General features: G+C 63.3%; 12 protein-coding genes. 11 read left to right on the top strand and 1 reads right to left on the bottom strand.

The annotated features are described in order from the left end of the window. The first annotated feature begins 56 nt into the window (after positions 1–56). The 4 genes from AC3WJE_RS14565 (at position 57) to AC3WJE_RS14550 (ending at position 10412) form a co-directional block, all read left to right on the top strand. On the top strand, positions 57–1778 hold the full coding sequence (locus AC3WJE_RS14565; protein ID WP_493731536.1) for a glycoside hydrolase family 43 protein: 1722 nt from the start codon (positions 57–59) through the stop codon (positions 1776–1778). A 257-nt stretch (positions 1779–2035) separates the two neighbouring features. Continuing rightward, the gene (locus AC3WJE_RS14560) at positions 2036–3409 is read left to right on the top strand and encodes a glycosyl hydrolase family 28 protein (RefSeq protein WP_493731535.1); all 1374 of its coding nucleotides are present in this window, start codon (positions 2036–2038) and stop codon (positions 3407–3409) included. Positions 3410–3939: 530 nt separating this feature from the next. After that, the gene (locus AC3WJE_RS14555) at positions 3940–6927 is read left to right on the top strand and encodes a TonB-dependent receptor (protein WP_493731534.1); all 2988 of its coding nucleotides are present in this window, start codon (positions 3940–3942) and stop codon (positions 6925–6927) included. Positions 6928–7115: 188 nt separating this feature from the next. Further along, positions 7116–10412 carry a LamG-like jellyroll fold domain-containing protein gene (locus AC3WJE_RS14550; protein ID WP_493731533.1) on the top strand — a complete coding sequence of 1099 codons (3297 nt, stop codon included), beginning with the start codon at positions 7116–7118 and terminating at the stop codon, positions 10410–10412. Between the two features lie 202 nt (positions 10413–10614). On the opposite strand, the gene AC3WJE_RS14545 is transcribed toward AC3WJE_RS14550, so the two are convergent. Beyond that, positions 10615–11412, bottom strand: a complete 798-nt coding sequence (locus tag AC3WJE_RS14545) for a cytochrome C assembly family protein (RefSeq protein WP_493731532.1) — start codon at positions 11410–11412, stop codon at positions 10615–10617. A 105-nt stretch (positions 11413–11517) separates the two neighbouring features. Between AC3WJE_RS14545 and ffh the strand changes: the two genes are divergently transcribed. From ffh to rplS, 7 genes are all read left to right on the top strand, one after another. Then, positions 11518–12903, top strand: a complete 1386-nt coding sequence (gene ffh, locus AC3WJE_RS14540) for a signal recognition particle protein (RefSeq protein ID WP_493731531.1) — start codon at positions 11518–11520, stop codon at positions 12901–12903. A 126-nt stretch (positions 12904–13029) separates the two neighbouring features. Next, complete coding sequence (locus AC3WJE_RS14535) at positions 13030–14100, top strand: NAD(P)H-dependent flavin oxidoreductase (RefSeq protein WP_493731530.1); 1071 nt, start codon at positions 13030–13032, stop codon at positions 14098–14100. Continuing rightward, the gene (locus AC3WJE_RS14530) at positions 14097–14891 is read left to right on the top strand and encodes an aminotransferase class IV family protein (protein ID WP_493731529.1); all 795 of its coding nucleotides are present in this window, start codon (positions 14097–14099) and stop codon (positions 14889–14891) included. Before AC3WJE_RS14535 ends, AC3WJE_RS14530 begins: the two co-directional genes overlap by 4 nt. A 191-nt stretch (positions 14892–15082) precedes the next feature. After that, positions 15083–15343, top strand: a complete 261-nt coding sequence (gene rpsP, locus AC3WJE_RS14525; protein WP_493731528.1) for a 30S ribosomal protein S16 — start codon at positions 15083–15085, stop codon at positions 15341–15343. A gap of 44 nt (positions 15344–15387) precedes the next feature. After that, a complete protein-coding gene (rimM, locus tag AC3WJE_RS14520; protein WP_493731527.1) occupies positions 15388–15900 on the top strand; it encodes a ribosome maturation factor RimM in 513 nt (170 codons plus the stop codon). Between the two features lie 128 nt (positions 15901–16028). Continuing rightward, a complete protein-coding gene (gene trmD / locus AC3WJE_RS14515; protein ID WP_493731526.1) occupies positions 16029–16790 on the top strand; it encodes a tRNA (guanosine(37)-N1)-methyltransferase TrmD in 762 nt (253 codons plus the stop codon). Between the two features lie 154 nt (positions 16791–16944). Next, positions 16945–17349 (top strand): 50S ribosomal protein L19, encoded by a 405-nt coding sequence (rplS, locus tag AC3WJE_RS14510; protein ID WP_493731525.1) that lies wholly within the window; start codon positions 16945–16947, stop codon positions 17347–17349. The last annotated feature ends 156 nt before the right edge of the window (positions 17350–17505 follow it).

Below are 17505 nucleotides of genomic sequence, written 5' to 3'. Positions count from 1 at the left end.
GTGCAGCAAGCATTATTCTTCATTGGATGATTAATCATACAAATCAGAACGAGCGCATGTCGGTGCATTGCAACAAACGGATCGATGTCTGGCTGGTGCTGTTGGCGTTGGTGCTGGCGGCAGGGAGCGTGCGGGCCACTGACGGGCGCTGGTTTCCCGATCAGGGTGACGGCACCTATCGCAATCCGGTACTGATGGGTGATTACTCGGACCCGGACGTGGTCCGCGTCGGCGACGATTTCTATCTGACGGCCTCATCGTTCGCCAACGTACCGGGCCTGCCGATCCTGCATTCGCGCGATCTGGTCAACTGGACGATCATCGGTCACGCTTTGCCGACGTTGCCGCCAGATGCGCACTACGGCACGCCGCGGCGCGGCGGTGGCGTATGGGCGCCAACGATTCGCCATCGCGGCGGCCGTTTCCTGATCTATTACGCCGATCCGGATTTCGGTATTTTCGTGCTGAGCGCCATCGATCCGCGCGGGCCGTGGTCGCGACCACAACGGGTCGATGCGACAAAGGGGGCGATTGATCCCGCGCCCTTCTGGGACGACGATGGCAAGGCCTGGCTGGTCCATGCGTTCGCCGCCAGTCGTGCTGGCAAGAACAATATCGTCGTACTGAAGCGCATGAATGACGACGGCACGGAAACGATCGGCGACGCCATCACGATCATCGATGGCAATGCGTTGTCGCCGGTGATGACCAGTCTTGGTCCGCGTCCGTGGCAAACCACCGAAGGACCAAAGCTGTACAAGCGGGATGGTTGGTACTACGTGTTCGCCCCCAGTGGCAGTGTCAAGGGGGGCTGGCAGGGCGTGTTCCGCAGCCGACGCATCGATGGGCCATATGAAGGTCGCGACGTGCTGGACCAGGGCCATACCGACGTCAACGGGCCGCACCAGGGGGCATGGGTGACGACGGCGCGTGGAGAAGACTGGTTCCTGCATTTCCAGGATCGCGACAGCTACGGCCGCATCGTCCATCTGCAACCGATGCATTGGCGCGATGGCTGGCCGGTGATCGGCATCGATACCGATGGTGATGGTCGTGGCGAACCGGTGTTGGGTTATCGCAAGCCCGGATTGCCTGCATCGCTGCGCACCGCACCCATGGCGGACGACGAGTTCGATGATGCCTTGTCGCTGGCTTGGCAGTGGAACAGCAATCCGGATGAAGACTGGCTATCGCTGGCCGATGGCTGGCTGCGGCTGAAGTCGATCAGTGGTTCGCGAAACCTTTACGAAGCGGGCAATCTGTTGTCGCAGAAGCTGCCGGCGCAGGCCTTCACCGCAACCACGCGCATGCGCCTGCGGTCGCTACGTTCGGGCGAGCGTGCTGGATTGGCGATGCTTGGGCAGCGTTATGGGTGGATTGGCGTGGAGCGACGCGGCGAAAAACTGTTCGTCGTGCAAGGCATGCGTGAAGGCGTCGAGCCCGCTGCGCCCGAGCAGCGCAGCGAGGGCGTGGAGATCGTCGCCGACACACCGGTGTGGCTGCGGATGGAGGTGCAGCCGGTCACCGTGCAGGTCGATCCTCCCGACTTCACTCCGTACTGGCCCTCGATGCTGCGCGAAACCCATGCACGCATACATTTCTCCTATAGCCTGGATGGAGAACATTTCCACGCACTGGGTAGCGCCATGCAAAGTCTGCCAGGGCGCTGGGTCGGCGCGCAGATCGGACTGTTCGCTCAGGCCCAGGATGGCACTCCGGCGAGCATTGCCACGACGGTCGGATACGCCGAATTCGATTGGTTCCGCATTACCCGCTAGGCGCCGACGATGCGTTTTTTCCTCGGGCGTGGCCGGAGTTGCAACAAGGCATTCCTGCGAAGGGGCCGCTTCTGGCCTGCGCCGCTCTCACAAGTCCCATGTTGCGGTGCGGCGTGCGGCGAATTGTAAGACAAATATGATTAATGGGCGGCGACGGCGCTTATGAGGCATCACCGGTCGCTGCTGCATCGGGGCAAAAAATTTTCTCGCGGTGAAGAGCGATGGCCAGAATCCGAATGTTTTCGGGATGTGTGTGCGTGCTCATCGTGTTGGCTGGCTTCTCCTCAGTAGCGAGGGCGGCCGGAGACACGCTACATATCCATGCGCCACCGGCCGGAAAGGCGTTCTGGACGTCGTTGAACGACGATTTCACCGTGCGCGTGCGTACGCCCGGGGGAGAGTGGCGTGACCTTTACGAATACGACGTCATGGTCGACCTGGACCGTCCGCAGAATGCATCGATGGTGTTCTTCGACATTGCCGGTCCGGTCGAAGTGTCGGTGAAGAAGAACAATGGCGATGTGCGTCGCGTGCAGGTGCGTCCGGATTCGGCTGGCGTTCGTGCCGTGCTGGATGGCAATACCGCGCGCTTTCGTTTGGACAAACCCGTGAACATTTCGGTCGAGTTCGATGGTGACCGCCTGCACAACCTGCATCTTTTCGCGAACGCGATGGAGCCGCAATATCCGGAGCAGGGGCCTGGCGTGATCCGTTTCGGCCCCGGCGTGCACTTGCCGCCCGAAGGCGAGGATGGCTTTCGCATTCCATCGAATACCGTAGTGGTCATCGATGGCGGAGCGCTGGTGCAGGGCACGCTGAAGGTGAGCGACGCGGAGAACGTGCACATCATCGGTCACGGCATCATCGATGGGGCCGAACGCGGCATCCTGGTGGAACGCTCGCGCAATGTCAGCATCGATGGCCCGATCTTCCGCAATCCTAAGCACTACACCGTGCTGTGTGGGCAGTCTTCGGGCGTGAAGATCCGCAACATCAAGTCGTTCAGCGCGTCCAGCTGGTCCGATGGCATCGACATGATGAGTTGCTCGGACGTAGAGGTCGATGGCGTGTTCATGCGAAATTCCGACGACACCATCGCCGTGTACGGAGGACGCTGGGAGTACAGCGGCGACTCGCGTAACGTGTCCGTGGCCAATTCCACGCTTTGGGCCGATGTCGCCCATCCGATCAATATCGGGCTGCACGGGAGCAAAGGCGGAAAAGAAATGCTGGAAAACATTCGCTTCCGCAATATCGACGTTTTGGGCCACGACGAGGATGATCGCAACTACCAGGGCGTGATGGCTATCACAAACGGAGATGACAATCTGGTGCGGAACGTGTCGTTCGAAGACATTCGAATCGACGACATCGAGGAAGGTTCGCTGTTCAATTTCCGTGTGGTGTACAACGAGAAGTACAGTCATGCGCCAGGGCGCGGCATCGAAGATGTGACCTTGAAGAATGTCAGTTTCAAGGGGGGCGACATCAATCGTCCGGTGATTGGCGGGTATTCGCAGGAGCGTCGCGTGCGTAACGTGACCATCGAGAACGTGAGTGTGGGCGGCAAGCGCCTGCAGCGCTCCGATATCGATGTGGGTTCTTTCGTGGACGGGTTGATCGTCAAGTAATCCATTGCGTGCAAGCAGGATGGAGCGCACCGCCGTTTGAAGAGGAGCAATGGCTCCCGCATTGTTTCAGGTGACGCGCTGCATCGGGGGAGCTCCCACGCGCAGGATATTCAGACCCCCGGTGCTTTGGCGCAGCAAGTTCCGGCGAAATTCGCCGGGGCATCTATTTGTGCGCCTGCATTCACGACGGTGTCTTGGCCTGAGAAAGATTTTCTATTTCCATCGTTATTGCGCCGGAAAGGCATGTTGCAGCGCAGCTTGTGATCATTTGTAAGACAAATATGATAAGTGCGCACAATGTAGGAGCGTCATTGCGCGAATTGCCTGGACTCATGGGGTTTCTTCTCGAACCGGATGTCGATTGTTTTACTTGCGGCAATTGATTCATTTGGAATCAATGGAATCGGTATCCGATTCGTGGGGAAGTCTTCATGACGGTAATGCCGCTTGCGTTGCCGTGCTTGCGCATATGAGCTTTTTAGCCATCAGCTTCGGCGGCACAGGCCGAATATTCTTTTAGGGAGAAGAGGATGCAGCACGCAACAGCAGCCAAGAGCATTACGGTGACCGGCCTGGCATTAGCGATTGGTTTCGTCTTGCAGGCTCATGCGGCAATTGGTGACACCGGTGTCGCAAGCCAGGCCGCCGCCACGCCGGCGCAGGAAAGCGAAGTCAAGACCGACGCCGAGGCTTCGACCAAGGCGACCACGCTGGACGCGATTACCGTGACCGGTATTCGCGGAAGCCTGCGTACTTCGGTGGCTCGTAAGAAGGAAACCATGGAAATCATGGATTCCATCACCGCCGAGGACATCGGCAAGCTGCCCGACCCCAACGTCGCCGAGACGTTGACCCGCATCCCCGGTGTGCAGGGCTACCGCTACGGCGGCGAAGGCGCTTCGCCGGTCGGCGAAGGCAGTGGCCTCACCATCCGAGGTCTGTCCGGGCAGACGGCTTCGCGCGTGGACGGCCGTGCGTACTTCACTGCCGGTGGCCGCGAATTCAACATCGAAGCTGCCATTCCCGGAATGATCGCGGGCATCGACGTGTACAAGAACCCATCGGCCGAGCACATCGAAGGCGGCATCGGTGGCGTGATCAACGTGCGTACGCGCAAGCCGCTGGATTTCGAGAAGATGACCACCAGCGTGACGTTGGGCGGGCGCCAGAACGAGATGGTGGGCGAGATCGCGCCGGATATCTTTGGCATGTTCACCAACAGGTGGAAGGTTGGCGATGGCGAGATGGGTGTGCTGCTGTCGGCCAACTATCAGGAAACCTATAATCGCTCCGACTCCGATCCAGCCGCCAGCCGTGGTCCGCAGCTGCGTAATGCGATTCGTGCCGATAGCGCCGAATATGCCACGACTGCCGGAGCCAACCAGGCCTACGCCGGCCGTTCGGACGTTTGGTACCTGCAGCGTCTGGGCGACACCGCCTACACCAACTACACCGATCGTTCCTCACTGATCAGCGCGCTGGGCGTCGAGAAGAACGTGTTCCAGGAAACCATCCACCGCGTGCGCAAGGGCCTGTCCGGCAGCTGGCAGTGGAAGCCCAACGACAGCTTGGAGCTGTACGCCGAAGGCAACTACAACTATTACCTGTACGACCAGGACTATCGTTTCCTGACCTTCAACAACAGCAACTCGGTGCAGAACCTGACGACCGAGGCATATACGTTCGACGAGAATTTTCTCAACCGCAACTCGAACGGCGGCAGCAACGAGCTGGTGGCTGGACAGCGTATGACCAGCGGTACCTATCTGGGGTCCACCGTTAACGGTATCGGCGGCACCGAGCAGCGTCCATATCAGACCTGGACGGCGGCGATAGGGGCGAACTGGCAGGTCAACGATCGACTGCATGCCAACCTGGATCTGTCCTACATCAAGGCCGATCAGACCCAGGACAACCGTTCGGTGAACTTCACCTCGCGTAACGGCTTGACCTGGGATATCTCGCGCGACACCGGCAGCACCGTGCACCAGTTGGGCCTTTCCGGCCCGAGTCTGTCCGATCCTTCCAACTTCGTGCTGCAGACCTACAACAACGGCACATACAACGTATACGACGACGATGGCTACGCCGCTGCGTTGTCGTTCAAGTATGACGTCAGCGACGAGGGTTTCCTGCGCGACATCAAGTTCGGCACGCGCTATGCCAAGCAGAACTCGCGCTTCAACAGCTACAGCTTCGGCGGGAAGTATCTGACGACTGATGGCAAGGCGCTGGCCGCAGACCAGTCCAACGGCATTCTGCTGTCCAATGCCTATTACCAAATCGCGCCCAACAACTGGATGGATGGTGATGCCGGCTACAGTGGCGGCTACGTGGTGTACAGCCCGTCCGGCCTGAGTCGCGAATACATTGCCGGGCATTATCCACTCGCCGGCGTGCCGGTGACCGGGGCGGTACCGGAAAACCTGTTGGCGCGGCGCTATTCGCAGGAATCCACGTTTGCGGGTTACGTCGTTGGTGATTTCGCCATCGGCGATTCGATCAAGGGCAACATCGGCGTGCGCGTGGTCAAGACCGATCAGTTCGCCCAAGGCATGGTGCAGAGTCTGGTCCTGGACTCCAGCGGTACCGGCTACGTGAACGGCCCGATCGTGGCGAATGATGAATCGCGTACGTATACCAACGTGCTGCCATCGCTTAACGTGACCAAGTTCTTCGGCGAGCAGGAGAATACCCTGCTGCGCTTTGGCTATGCCAAAGCGATCACCCGTCCGTCGCTGGCCTCGTTGAACCCGGCAATCTCGGTCAATCCGGCCACCGGTACCGGCTCGGGTGGAAACCCCAATCTGGCGCCGCTGAAGGCCGACAGCTTCGATCTTTCGCTCGAGCACTACATCTCGCCGGTCAGCTACGTGTCGGCGGCGGTGTTCTACAAGAAGATCAGCGGCTTCCCGTTCGCGCGTACGCAGTGCATGAATGTGGATTTTGCGCCCACGCCGACGACCACCAACTGCAGCGACCCGAACCAGTACGAAGTGTCGATCCAGGCGGCCGCTGAAAAAGGCAGCGCCAAGGGCGTGGAACTGGCGGGGCAGACCTTCCTCACTTTCTTGCCCGGCAACTGGTCCAATCTGGGCATGTCTGCCTCGTACACGTACTTGGAGACCGAAAATCCGGTGAGGTTCACCAGCGACGGACCGGTGGTCAATACGCCGATGCCGTTCCAGTCCAAGTACAGCTACAGCCTGACCGGCCTGTACGAGGACGACAAATTCTCCGCGCGTCTGGTCTACACCTATCGTGACGACTTCATTCTGTTCAACATCGATGCATGGCCGAGCTGGGGCCGTTACGTGAAGGGCTATGGCGTGCTGGATGGCTCGCTTGGCTACAACGTCAACGATGTGTTGTCGGTCACCTTCAACGCCTCGAATCTGTTGAACAAGTCGCCGGACCGCTACGCGGGCGAACCGGGGGGGTATGCCTCGGACTTCTCGATCCAGAACTACATGAACGGTCGGAGTTTCGGGCTCAGCCTGCGCCTCAAGTTCGACTGAGGATTGCGTCAATGCCACGGGAAATCCGGATCGGGTCCGGGTTTTCCCGTGGCCAGGAACAGGCAGTGTTTTCTCTGATCAGCCGATCCGGGGAGGACCTTGTCGTGGGCCCGTGCCGGGTCCGTCACGCCTGAACACCATGGCCTGTAGTTCTCAGGCTCGTCCCTCGCTCCATGGAGAGCAAAAACATGTTTGGCATCGGCAAGTTCGTGAAGTTTCTTTGCGCGCTGACGCTGTTACTGCTGACGGGCCTCGCCAGCCAGATGGCACACGCGCAGTTCGTTCACCCAGGTGGCCTGCACACGCAGGCCGATCTCGATCGTATGAAGGCCAAGGTTGCGGCCGGCGAGAGCCCCTGGATCGATGACTGGAACCTGCTCATTGCCGATTCGCAGGCGCAGAGCACCTACACCGCGGCGCCGCGCGCCAATCTGGGAGCCAGTCGCCAGCGTGCGGACGCAGACGCGCATGCGGCGTACCTGAACGCCATTCGCTGGTACATCTCCGGCGATACCCGCTACGCGGACAACGCGGTGGCGATCCTCAACGGCTGGTCTGCAGCGGTGAATCAGGTGCCCACCGGCACCGATATCCCGGGTCTGAGTGGCATTCCGATCCAGGATTTCGCGCTGGCGGCGGAAGTCCTGCGCATCTATCCAGGATGGAGCGCAGCGGATCAGCAGCGCTTCAAGGACATGAACACCCATTACCTCTATCCGGTTGTGCACGATTTCCTGGTCAATCACCGCAGCACCGATGGCGGCGATTGCATCAGCCATTACTGGGCCAACTGGGATGCGGCCAACATCGGCGCGCTGATCGCAATGGGGGTGTTCAACGACAACGTCGACTGGTTCACCGAGGGTGTGGCCTATTTCTACGACGGGGCCGGCAATGGTTCGATCAAGAATGCGGTGGCCTATCGCTATGGTGTGAACGGTGAACTGGGCCAGTGGCAGGAATCCGGCCGCGACCAGGAGCACGCGCAGCTTGGCGTGGGCCTGCTGGGTTACGCCGCGCAGGTGGCCTGGAACCAGGGTATCGACCTGTTCGGCCACGACAACAACCGCTTGCTGGCCGGTGCGGAGTACGTCGCGCGCTACAACCAGGCCAAGGACGTTCCGTACACCGAGTACAACAACTGCGACAACGTGCGGAACATGTTTCCGGCCATCAATGGTCGCGGCCGTCTTGACGATCGCCCAGTGTGGGAACTGCTCTACAACCACTATGGCGTGCGCCAGGGGCTGGCGACTCCGAATACGAAAGCCATGGCCGAGTTGATGCGGCCCGAACACGGCAGCATCGATCACTTGGGCTATGGCACATTGACTTTCACCCTGGATGCGGACAAATCGCCGTGGCCGGTCGCGCCTGTGCCGATTGCGCCGACCGGCGTGGTCGCGATGGCGGGTTCGGGAAGGGTGTGGCTGGACTGGAACCCGGTGCCAACTGCGACCGGCTACCGGGTGCAGCGCGCCACGGCGGTCGATGGGCCATACACGACCATCGTGGCGATGTCGCAGACGACCTGGCACCAGTACACCGATTACAGCGTCAGCAACGGTACTTCGTATTACTACCGGGTACTGGCGGAAAACCAGGCCGGATTGAGTACCGAATCCGCCGCATCCGACGTTGCCACGCCACTGGCCGCTACCAGCGTCTTGCCCACAGGCTGGGCCAGTGCGGACGTGGGTACGGTCGATGCCGCCGGCAGCACCGCCTATTCGCCGGCCGGTAACAACACCTTCGTCGTCACCGGCCAGGGGCGTGGCATCGGCGGAACCAACGATTCGTTCCACTACGCTTACCGGCAAGTGACCGGCGATTTCACCTTCATCGCCCGGTTGACCGACGTCGGCGGTGTGCTGAGCAAGACCGGCCTGATGATGCGCGAGAGCCTGGCCGACAATGCGCCGGCGGTGACCGTGACCAATGGCGACATCGGCTGGCGTTACACCTGGTACGGCGCACGCGCCAGCGCAGGCGCGCAGATGGTCTGGGATACGGGCAACCAATACACGTGGCGTCCTTTCGCCTGGTACAAACTGACCCGCGCGGGCAACGTCTTCACTGCCTACCAGTCCAACGATGGTCTGGACTGGCATGTGGTGGCGACGACTGAAATCCCGATGGCGACGACCTACTACGTCGGGCTGGCGGCTTCCTCGGCGGACGCGACCCAGTTCCGCACCGAAACCAGCACCTTTGACTTCGTGGGTTCGGCACTGCCGCGTCCGGACTACACGATCTCGCCTTCGCCGGTATTGCAGATGGTCAATCCCGGCCAGAGCACCCGCTACACCTTCGCCGTCACCGGCTTGTATGGATTCGACGGCAACGTGAAGCTGGAATCCCGCGGCTTCCCCCTCGGCGTGACCGGCAGGCTGAGCAGCAACATGGCCAAGGGCTCCGCAGAGGTCACCTTGGATATCGCCACCAATGTCGCGACGAAGGAGGGCACTTATCCGTTGAACGTCGTCGGCAAGCACGGCAACCAGGTGCGTATAGGCACGGCCAACCTGGTGGTGACGAAGCCCAACTTCAGCTTGACGGCGACGCCTGCCACGCAATCGATCAATCCCGGCGACACGGCGATGGTCTATGCCAACGTCGCTGCGCTGGCCAACTTCACCGGCATGGTGGATCTCAGCGTGAGTGGATTGCCTGGAGGGGCCACGGCGGCGTTCGATACCTCCACCATCAACACCTCGGGTACGGCGGCGCTGACCATCATGACCAGCAGCGCGACTCCGGCAGGCAGCTATACGCTGACCTTCACCGGTACCGGCGGTGGCCTGACGCATACCGCGGTGGCAGTCCTGAAGATAACCGACGTGGCGATTCCGCCGCTGGTGGCCTATCTGAAGTTCGATGAGGCCAGCGGCACCTTGGCGGCCGATTCAACCGGCAACGGCTGGAACGGCACGCTCAGTGGCGGCGCGACCCGGACTTCCAGTACGCATGGCAAAGCCGTGAAGCTGAGCGGTTCCGGCCAGTACGTCGATCTGGCGCTCAATTCCAAGGCGCTTACCGGCGACTACACCATCGCCGCCTGGGTGAACTTGAACGCCGCCGCCAACTACGGCCGCATCTTCGACTTCAGTCGCGGCACGCCATCGGCCGGTGCCGGCAGCTATATGTATCTGACGACGAGCAACGGCTCGGCCGTGCGCTTCGCCATCACCATCCAGGGCTACAACAACGAGCAGGGCATCAACGGCACGGCCGCCTTGCCAACGGGAGGCTGGCATCACGTGGCGGTGACGCTCTCGGGTACGGTGGCCACGCTCTACGTGGACAAGGTGGCGGTGGGTACCCATACCAACATGACGTTGAGGCCGACCAACTTGGGCATAACCTCGGCCAATTACATCGGCCGCTCGGCCTTCAGTGCCGACCCCTATCTGAACGGAGCGGTCGACGAATTCCGCATTTACGCCGGCGCATTGACCCCGGAACAGATTTCGGGCCTTCCATAGCGCATTTTTTTGACGGGTTCCTCCCACCCGTTTCGGGGCGCGCAAGCGCCCCTCTTTGGGTGGGGCCGTGCCCCAGTCGTTTGGTGGATACCCGGCATTGATTGCGGCGCGACGGATCGCGCCTTCATCGGTGCTGGTCTCGATTCGCGCGGTATGGCGGGGTGGATGTTCGTGGTCGGCAACGCACTGCGACTGCGGTGCTTCAGAACGCCGTCGGCCCCTGCACCAGCTCGATCACGAACTTGCTGCCGAAGAACGCCAGCAGCAACAGCGCCATCGCGGTGAGCGTCCAGTGCACCGCCTTGATCCCGCGCCAGCCATAACGCCAGCGTCCGACCAGCAGCGCGCCGAACACGATCCACGACAGCACGCTCAGCACCGTCTTCTGCAGCAACCGCTGCGCCAGAAAGTCTCCGACGAACAGCAGCCCGGTCAGCAGCGTCAGCGTCAACAGCGCGAAACCGACCGCGATCGTGCGGAACAGCAGGGTTTCCAGTTCGGTCAACGGCGGCAGCGCCCGCAGCCAGGTGTGGAAATCGCGCCGGCGCAGCGCCCGTTCCTGCAGCCACAGCATGATCGCCAGCAGCGCCGAGATGCCGAGCGTGGCGTAGGCCAGCAGCGCCAGCCACGCATGCGTCTCCAACTGCCAGCCGAGCGTGGGGCTCGGCTCGTGACCGTAGGCGTGATAACTGACCAGCATCAGCGCTGCCAGCGGAAACACCACCACACCCAGTGCTGACATCCGGCCGCGCGCACCGACCAGCGTGGTCAGCGCGGCCATGCCCAGGCTGACCAGCGACAGCGCGGCGAAGAAGTGCATGTCCGGCCCACCCGCGGTGCGCATCGCCACCAGCGTGTGGTAGCCGGCGTGCAGCGCAAGCGCCGGCAGCGCCGCCAACAGCCAGCCCTTGTCCGGCGCGGCACCCTCCCGCGCCACGCCACGGACCAGCAGGGCCGCAGCGATCAGATACAAGGCGAGAGAGATGAGAACGATTGTCATCGTGGAAGTTTCTCACACCGGCGGGCGGGCCGGCAGCGGGGTGGCGGGGTAGGGGATCGCCTGCCGCTATAATCGCCGTCCGTTTCCCTTCGCGGTTGTTCTCGCATGTTCGAATCCCTCACCCAGCGACTCTCCGGCACCATCGAGCGCCTGCGCGGCCGCGGCCGCCTGACCGAGGAGAACATCCGCGAGGCCACCCGCGAGGTCCGCATCGCCCTGCTGGAGGCCGATGTCGCGTTGCCGGTGGTGCAGGCGCTGATCGAGCGGATCAAGGTGCGTGCGGTCGGCCAGGAAGTGCTCAAGTCGCTGACCCCAGGCCAGGCGCTGATCAAGGTCGTGCGCGACGAGCTGACCGCGGTGATGGGCGCGGCCGCCGCCGACCTGAACCTCAACGTGCCGGCGCCGGCGATCATCCTGATGGCCGGCCTGCAGGGCGCGGGCAAGACCACCACGGTCGGCAAGCTCGCCAAGCACCTGAAGGAAAAGCGCAAGAAGAAGGTGATGGTGGTCTCGGCCGACGTCTACCGTCCGGCCGCGATCGAACAGCTCAAGACCCTGGCCGAGCAGGTCGGCGTGCTGTTCTTCGCGTCCAGCGCCGACCAGAAGCCGGTCGATATCGTGCGCGCCGCGATCTCGGATGCGCGCAAGTCGTTCGTCGACGTGCTGCTGGTCGACACCGCCGGCCGTCTCGCCATCGACGAAGCGATGATGGCCGAGATCAAGGCGCTGCACGCCGCGGTCAATCCGGCCGAAACCCTGTTTGTGGTCGATTCGATGACCGGCCAGGACGCCGCCAACACCGCCAAGGCCTTCGGCGAGGCACTGCCGCTGACCGGCGTGGTGCTGACCAAGACCGATGGTGACGCCCGTGGCGGCGCTGCGCTCTCGGTGCGCTACATCACCGGCAAGCCGATCAAGTTCGTCGGTACCGGCGAGAAGGTCGACGGCCTGGACGTGTTCCATCCCGACCGCGTCGCCAGCCGCATCCTCGACATGGGCGACGTGCTGTCGCTGGTCGAACAGGTCCAGCAGGGCGTGGACCAGGAAAAGGCCGCCAAGCTCGCCGCCAAGGTCGCCAAGGGCAAGAAGTTCGACCTCAACGACATGCGCGAACAGCTCGAGCAGATGCAGAACATGGGCGGCATCAGCGGCCTGATGGACAAGCTGCCGGGCGTCGGCAAGATCCCGGACCACCTCAAGGACCAGGTCACCGGCAAGGAAGTGCCGCGCATGATCGCGATCATCAACTCGATGACCAAGAAGGAGCGTCGCAACCCGGCGCTTCTCAACGGCTCGCGCCGCGTGCGCATCGCCAAGGGTGCCGGCCTGCAGCCTTCCGACGTCAACAAGCTGATGAAGCAGTACCAGCAGATGGAGAAGATGATGTCCAAGCTCTCCGGCGGCGGCATGAAGGGCCTGATGCGCGGCATGAAAGGCATGATGGGTGGCATGGGCGGAATGGGGGGGCGTGGCGGCTTGCCGTTCCGCTGAGCCCAGCGATATGCCCCCTGTAGGAGCGACTTCAGTCGCGACAGGGCTTTACCGGCAAAGCCCCGTCGCGACTGAAGTCGCCTCTGCAAAAAAAGCGCTCCGGGAAAGCCGGCAACGGGGAGAGCAATGAACAAGGAAATTCAGAAGCGCATCAGTGACTTCTGCCAACGCTTCAACCTGCGCCTCCCCATCCTGCTCGGACCGATGGCCGGTGCCTGCCCGGCGCCGCTCTCGATTGCCGTCGCCAATGCCGGCGGCATGGGCGCGATGGGTGCGGTGCTTTCGGCACCGGAAGACATCGGACGCTGGATGGGCGAATTCCGTGCCGGCAGCGATGGCCCGACCCAGGTCAATCTATGGATTCCCGATCCGCCGCCCACACGTGACGCCACAGCGGAGGCGGCCACCCGCGCCTTTCTGGCGCAGTGGGGGCCGGAGGTTCCGGTCGAGGCGGGCGATGCGGGTCCGGCCGATTTCGATACACAGTTCGAAGCGTTGTTGGAGGCCCGCCCGGCCGTAGCCTCTTCGATCATGGGCGTATTCCGCCCGGATCAGGTGCGGCGGCTGAAGGATGCCGGCATCGCCTGGTTCGCCTGCGCCACAACGCTGACGGAGGCGCTTGAGGCCGAGCGGGCCGGCGCCGACGCGGTGGTTGCGCAGGGCTTCGAGGCAGGCGGCCATCGCGGCGCGTTCGACCCGGATGCGGCCGAGCGCCAACTGGTGGGCCTGTTCGCCTTGCTGCCGCGTCTGGCCGACCGCCTGCAGGTGCCGGTGATCGCCGCTGGTGGCATCAGCGATGGACGCGGTATCGCCGCCGCGCTGCTGCTCGGTGCCAGCGCGGTGCAGATCGGTACCGGCCTGCTGCGCACGCCGGAGGCCGCACTGCCGTCGGCCTGGGCCGATGCGCTCGCCGTCGCCGAACCCGAAGCGACCTGGCCGACCCGCGCTTTTTCCGGGCGTCTTGGTCGCGCCCTCGCCACCGATTACGTACGTGCCGCCGCCGATCCGGCAGCGCCACATCCGCAACCCTATCCGGTGCAGCGTGGCCTGACTGCGCCCATGCGCCAGCAGGCCGCACGCGGGAACCGGTTGGGCGCGATGCAGGCCTGGGCCGGGCAATCGGCCGCGCTGGCACAGGTGCGGCCCGCCGCCGAACTGGTGCAGGCATGGTGGTCGCAGGCGCAGGCGCTGCTGTGAGTCTGGTCTTCCATCAAGGACAACCTGCCGACGCGGCGACGCTGGCGGCCTTGGCGCTGGTCAATTACGGACACTTCACCTCGATGCAGGTGCGCGGTGGCGCAGTACGTGGTCTGGACCTGCACTTCCAGCGCCTGCAGCACGCGACCGCCACGCTGTTCGGCAGCCGGCTCGACGAGACTCAGCTGCGTGCCGAGCTGGCCGCCGCACTCGATGCCTTCGGCCAGCACGACGCATCGCTGCGCGTGACCGTGTTCGCGCGCGCGTTCGACTTCCGCGATCCCCTGCGCGAAGTAGCACCGGACGTTCTGATCTCGGTATCGCCACCCTCGCAGTTGCCAGCGGCCGCGCTACGGGTGCGTCCGGTCACCTTCGTGCGCGAACTGCCGCAGATCAAGCATGTCGGCACGTTCCCGCTGTTCCACCTGCGGCGCGAGGCGATGGCGGCCGGCTTCGACGACGCGCTGTTCGTGTCGGCAACCGGTCATCTGGTCGAAGGCACGGTCTGGAACCTGGGCCTGTGGGACGGGCAGGGCGTCACCTGGCCGCAGGCGCCGGCGCTGCGCGGCACCCAGGAGCACCTGCTCCGCGCCGGCCTCGATCGGCTCGGCGTGCCGCAGCAGACAAGGGTGGTTCATCACGATGAACTCGATATGTTCATCGCCGCGTTTGCCTGCAACTCACGTGGCCAGCAGGCAATCTCGGCTATCGGTGCGACCGGATTCGGCTTGAGCGACAAGCTGGAACTGCTGGAACAGGCTCTGCAGACTCAAGCCTCGCACCCCCTGTAGAGCCGAGCCTGTGCTTGCATCCCTTTTCAGGTCTCGGCTGGGGCCGTGCCGGGAATGCTTCAACCGAGCGGGTTTGGCCTGACCGCGCACTGAGCCCACCGGGAGCTGCGCTTGGAATCCCCAAGCCTGCCCGTTATAATCACCGGCTTACCTCGCCATCCTGGCGACTGGGCAACACAGGAAGCAAAGCAATGGTCAAGATTCGCCTGACCCGTGGCGGCGCCAAGAAGCGTCCGTTCTACCACATCATCGTCACCGACGTGCGCAGTGCGCGCGACGGCCGCAACATTGAGCGCGTGGGTTACTACAACCCGGTCGCCCAGGGTGCCGAGCAGCGCGTCGTGCTGGACGTGGCCCGTGTTGACCATTGGGTCAAGAACGGCGCCCAGCTGACCGACAAGGTTCGCAACCTGCTGAAGGAAGCGAACAAGGCTCAGGCCGTCGCGGCCTGATCCTGAAGGGCCGTGCCTTGGTGCGGCCCATTGATCGCAATCCGATGAAAGATACCGAGCGCCGGATCCTGCTGGGCAGGGTTGCCGGCGCTTTTGGTGTGCGCGGCGAACTGAAGCTCGAGTCCTGGACCGAGCCGCGGCTGGCCATCTTCAAATACCAGCCCTGGATCCTGCGCGCGCCGAATGGTCAGGAATCCACGCTGACCGGTGCGCGTGGCCGCGATACCGGCAAGCACCTGGTGGCGAGCTTTCCGGGCGTCGACGATCGCGACGTGGTCGAGGCGATGCGCGGTACCGAGGTTTACGTGCTGCGCAGTACGCTGCCGCCGCCCAAGCCCGACGAATACTACTGGGTCGATCTGGAAGGGCTGGATGTGCAGACCGTCGAGGGCGTTGCACTCGGCCAGGTCTCACACCTGTTCTCCACCGGTGCCAATGACGTGCTGGCCGTGCGCGGCGACCGCGAGCGGCTGATTCCGTTCGTGCAGCCGGATTTCGTCAAGTCCGTGGATTTCGAGGCCAATCGGATTGTGGTCGATTGGGATCCGGAGTTCTGAAGGTCGGGATTGGTGATCGGGGGTGGGGTTCGCAAAGGCGAAAAGCCCGTCTGTTAGCCTCGCCCTCCATCCCGACACGCTCCATAGCAGCCGTAGGCTGATCATCCTGAATCCCCAATTCCTGCCCCATGCGCATCGACGTCATCAGCCTGTTCCCCGAGTTCATCGCTCAATCCGCCGCGTTCGGCGTGGTGGGGCGTGCGCAGGAGCGCGAACTGCTGGAGCTGCATGGCTGGAATCCGCGCGACTACGCCGAGGGCAACTACCGGCGCGTGGATGACCGCCCCTTCGGTGGCGGCCCCGGCATGGTGATGTTGATCGAGCCGCTGCGCGCCTGCCTGGATGCGGTGCGCGCGGCCGATCCGCAGCCGGCACCGGTGATCTATCTCAGTCCGCAGGGCCGGCCGCTGACCCAGGCCAAGGTTCGCGAGCTGGCGGCGTTGCCGCGGCTGGTGCTGCTGTGTGGCCGCTACGAGGGTGTGGACGAGCGTTTCCTGGCCGCCGAGGTGGACGAGGAGATCTCGATCGGCGACTACGTGCTGTCCGGCGGCGAGCTGGGCGCGGCGGTGATCGTCGATGCGGTGACCCGGCTGCAGGAGGGGGTGCTCAATGATGCCGAATCCGCCGCCCAGGACAGCTTCGAGGGGCCGGGCGGGTTGCTGGACTGCCCGCATTACAGCCACCCGGCGGCGCATGCGTGGGGCGATGTGCCGGACATCCTGCGCTCGGGCAACCATGCCGCGATCGCGCGCTGGCGCCGGCAGCAATCGCTGCTGCGGACCTGGCTGCGACGCCCGGACCTGCTGGATGAGGGGGCATTGTCCAAGGTCGATCGCAAGCTGCTGGACGAGATCCGGCAGGCCGAGGACGGCGGGTCGTCGGCCCCCTAGCATCGGGCTGACGAAATCGGCTAGAATATGCGGCTTCGTATGACCCGACTGGGTCCGGCGAATCCCACAACAATAACGTGCAGCGCAATCCTGTGACTGCATTGGCCCGAGCTGTCGAAACGACACGCCCACCCCGAACGAATCGGTATAACCCATGAGCAAGCTGAACAAGTCCATCATCGCGGAATTCGAGTCCGCCCAGATCGCCCGCGAACTGCCGCAGTTCAGCCAGGGTGACACCGTCGTGGTCAACGTCAAGGTCAAGGAAGGCAACCGCGAGCGCGTGCAGGCCTACGAAGGCGTCGTGATCGGCACCAAGAACGCCGGCCTGAACTCCTCGTTCACCGTGCGCAAGATCTCGCACGGCTACGGCGTGGAGCGCGTGTTCCAGACCCACAGCGCGATCATCGAGTCGGTCGAAGTCAAGCGTCGCGGCAAGGTTCGCGGTGGCAAGCTGTACTACCTGCGTGGTCTGGAAGGCAAGGCTGCCCGCATCAAGGAAGACCTGGCCGCCGCCGCACAGGCCAAGGCTGCTCGCCAGGCCGCGAAGGCCGGCTAAGAGCTCCTGGCACGCGAGACTGGGCTTCGGCTTCGGTCCGCGCCCACACAGAAGGCCGCCTCCGGGCGGCCTTCTGCGTTGCAGCCCCCGTGCCCCGTAGGAGCGGCTTCAGCCGCGATGAGGCTTTCCCGAGAACGCCTCATCGCGGCTGAAGCC

This window comes from Pseudomonas sp. GW821-FHT07E12 (assembly GCF_058986605.1).
This window is presented reverse-complemented; position numbering and strand designations above follow the sequence as displayed.

What these genes read in the sequence shown, in the direction of transcription:
- AC3WJE_RS14550 (WP_493731533.1), top strand. Translation starts at nt 7,116, where the DNA reads ATGTTTGGCATCGGCAAGTTCGTGAAGTTTCTTTGCGCGCTGACGCTG.
- rplS (WP_493731525.1), top strand. Translation starts at nt 16,945, where the DNA reads ATGAGCAAGCTGAACAAGTCCATCATCGCGGAATTCGAGTCCGCCCAG.
- rimM (WP_493731527.1), top strand. Translation starts at nt 15,388, where the DNA reads ATGAAAGATACCGAGCGCCGGATCCTGCTGGGCAGGGTTGCCGGCGCT.
- rpsP (WP_493731528.1), top strand. Translation starts at nt 15,083, where the DNA reads ATGGTCAAGATTCGCCTGACCCGTGGCGGCGCCAAGAAGCGTCCGTTC.
- trmD (WP_493731526.1), top strand. Translation starts at nt 16,029, where the DNA reads ATGCGCATCGACGTCATCAGCCTGTTCCCCGAGTTCATCGCTCAATCC.
- AC3WJE_RS14535 (WP_493731530.1), top strand. Translation starts at nt 13,030, where the DNA reads ATGAACAAGGAAATTCAGAAGCGCATCAGTGACTTCTGCCAACGCTTC.
- AC3WJE_RS14545 (WP_493731532.1), bottom strand. Translation starts at nt 11,412, where the DNA reads ATGACAATCGTTCTCATCTCTCTCGCCTTGTATCTGATCGCTGCGGCC.
- AC3WJE_RS14565 (WP_493731536.1), top strand. Translation starts at nt 57, where the DNA reads ATGTCGGTGCATTGCAACAAACGGATCGATGTCTGGCTGGTGCTGTTG.
- AC3WJE_RS14555 (WP_493731534.1), top strand. Translation starts at nt 3,940, where the DNA reads ATGCAGCACGCAACAGCAGCCAAGAGCATTACGGTGACCGGCCTGGCA.
- ffh (WP_493731531.1), top strand. Translation starts at nt 11,518, where the DNA reads ATGTTCGAATCCCTCACCCAGCGACTCTCCGGCACCATCGAGCGCCTG.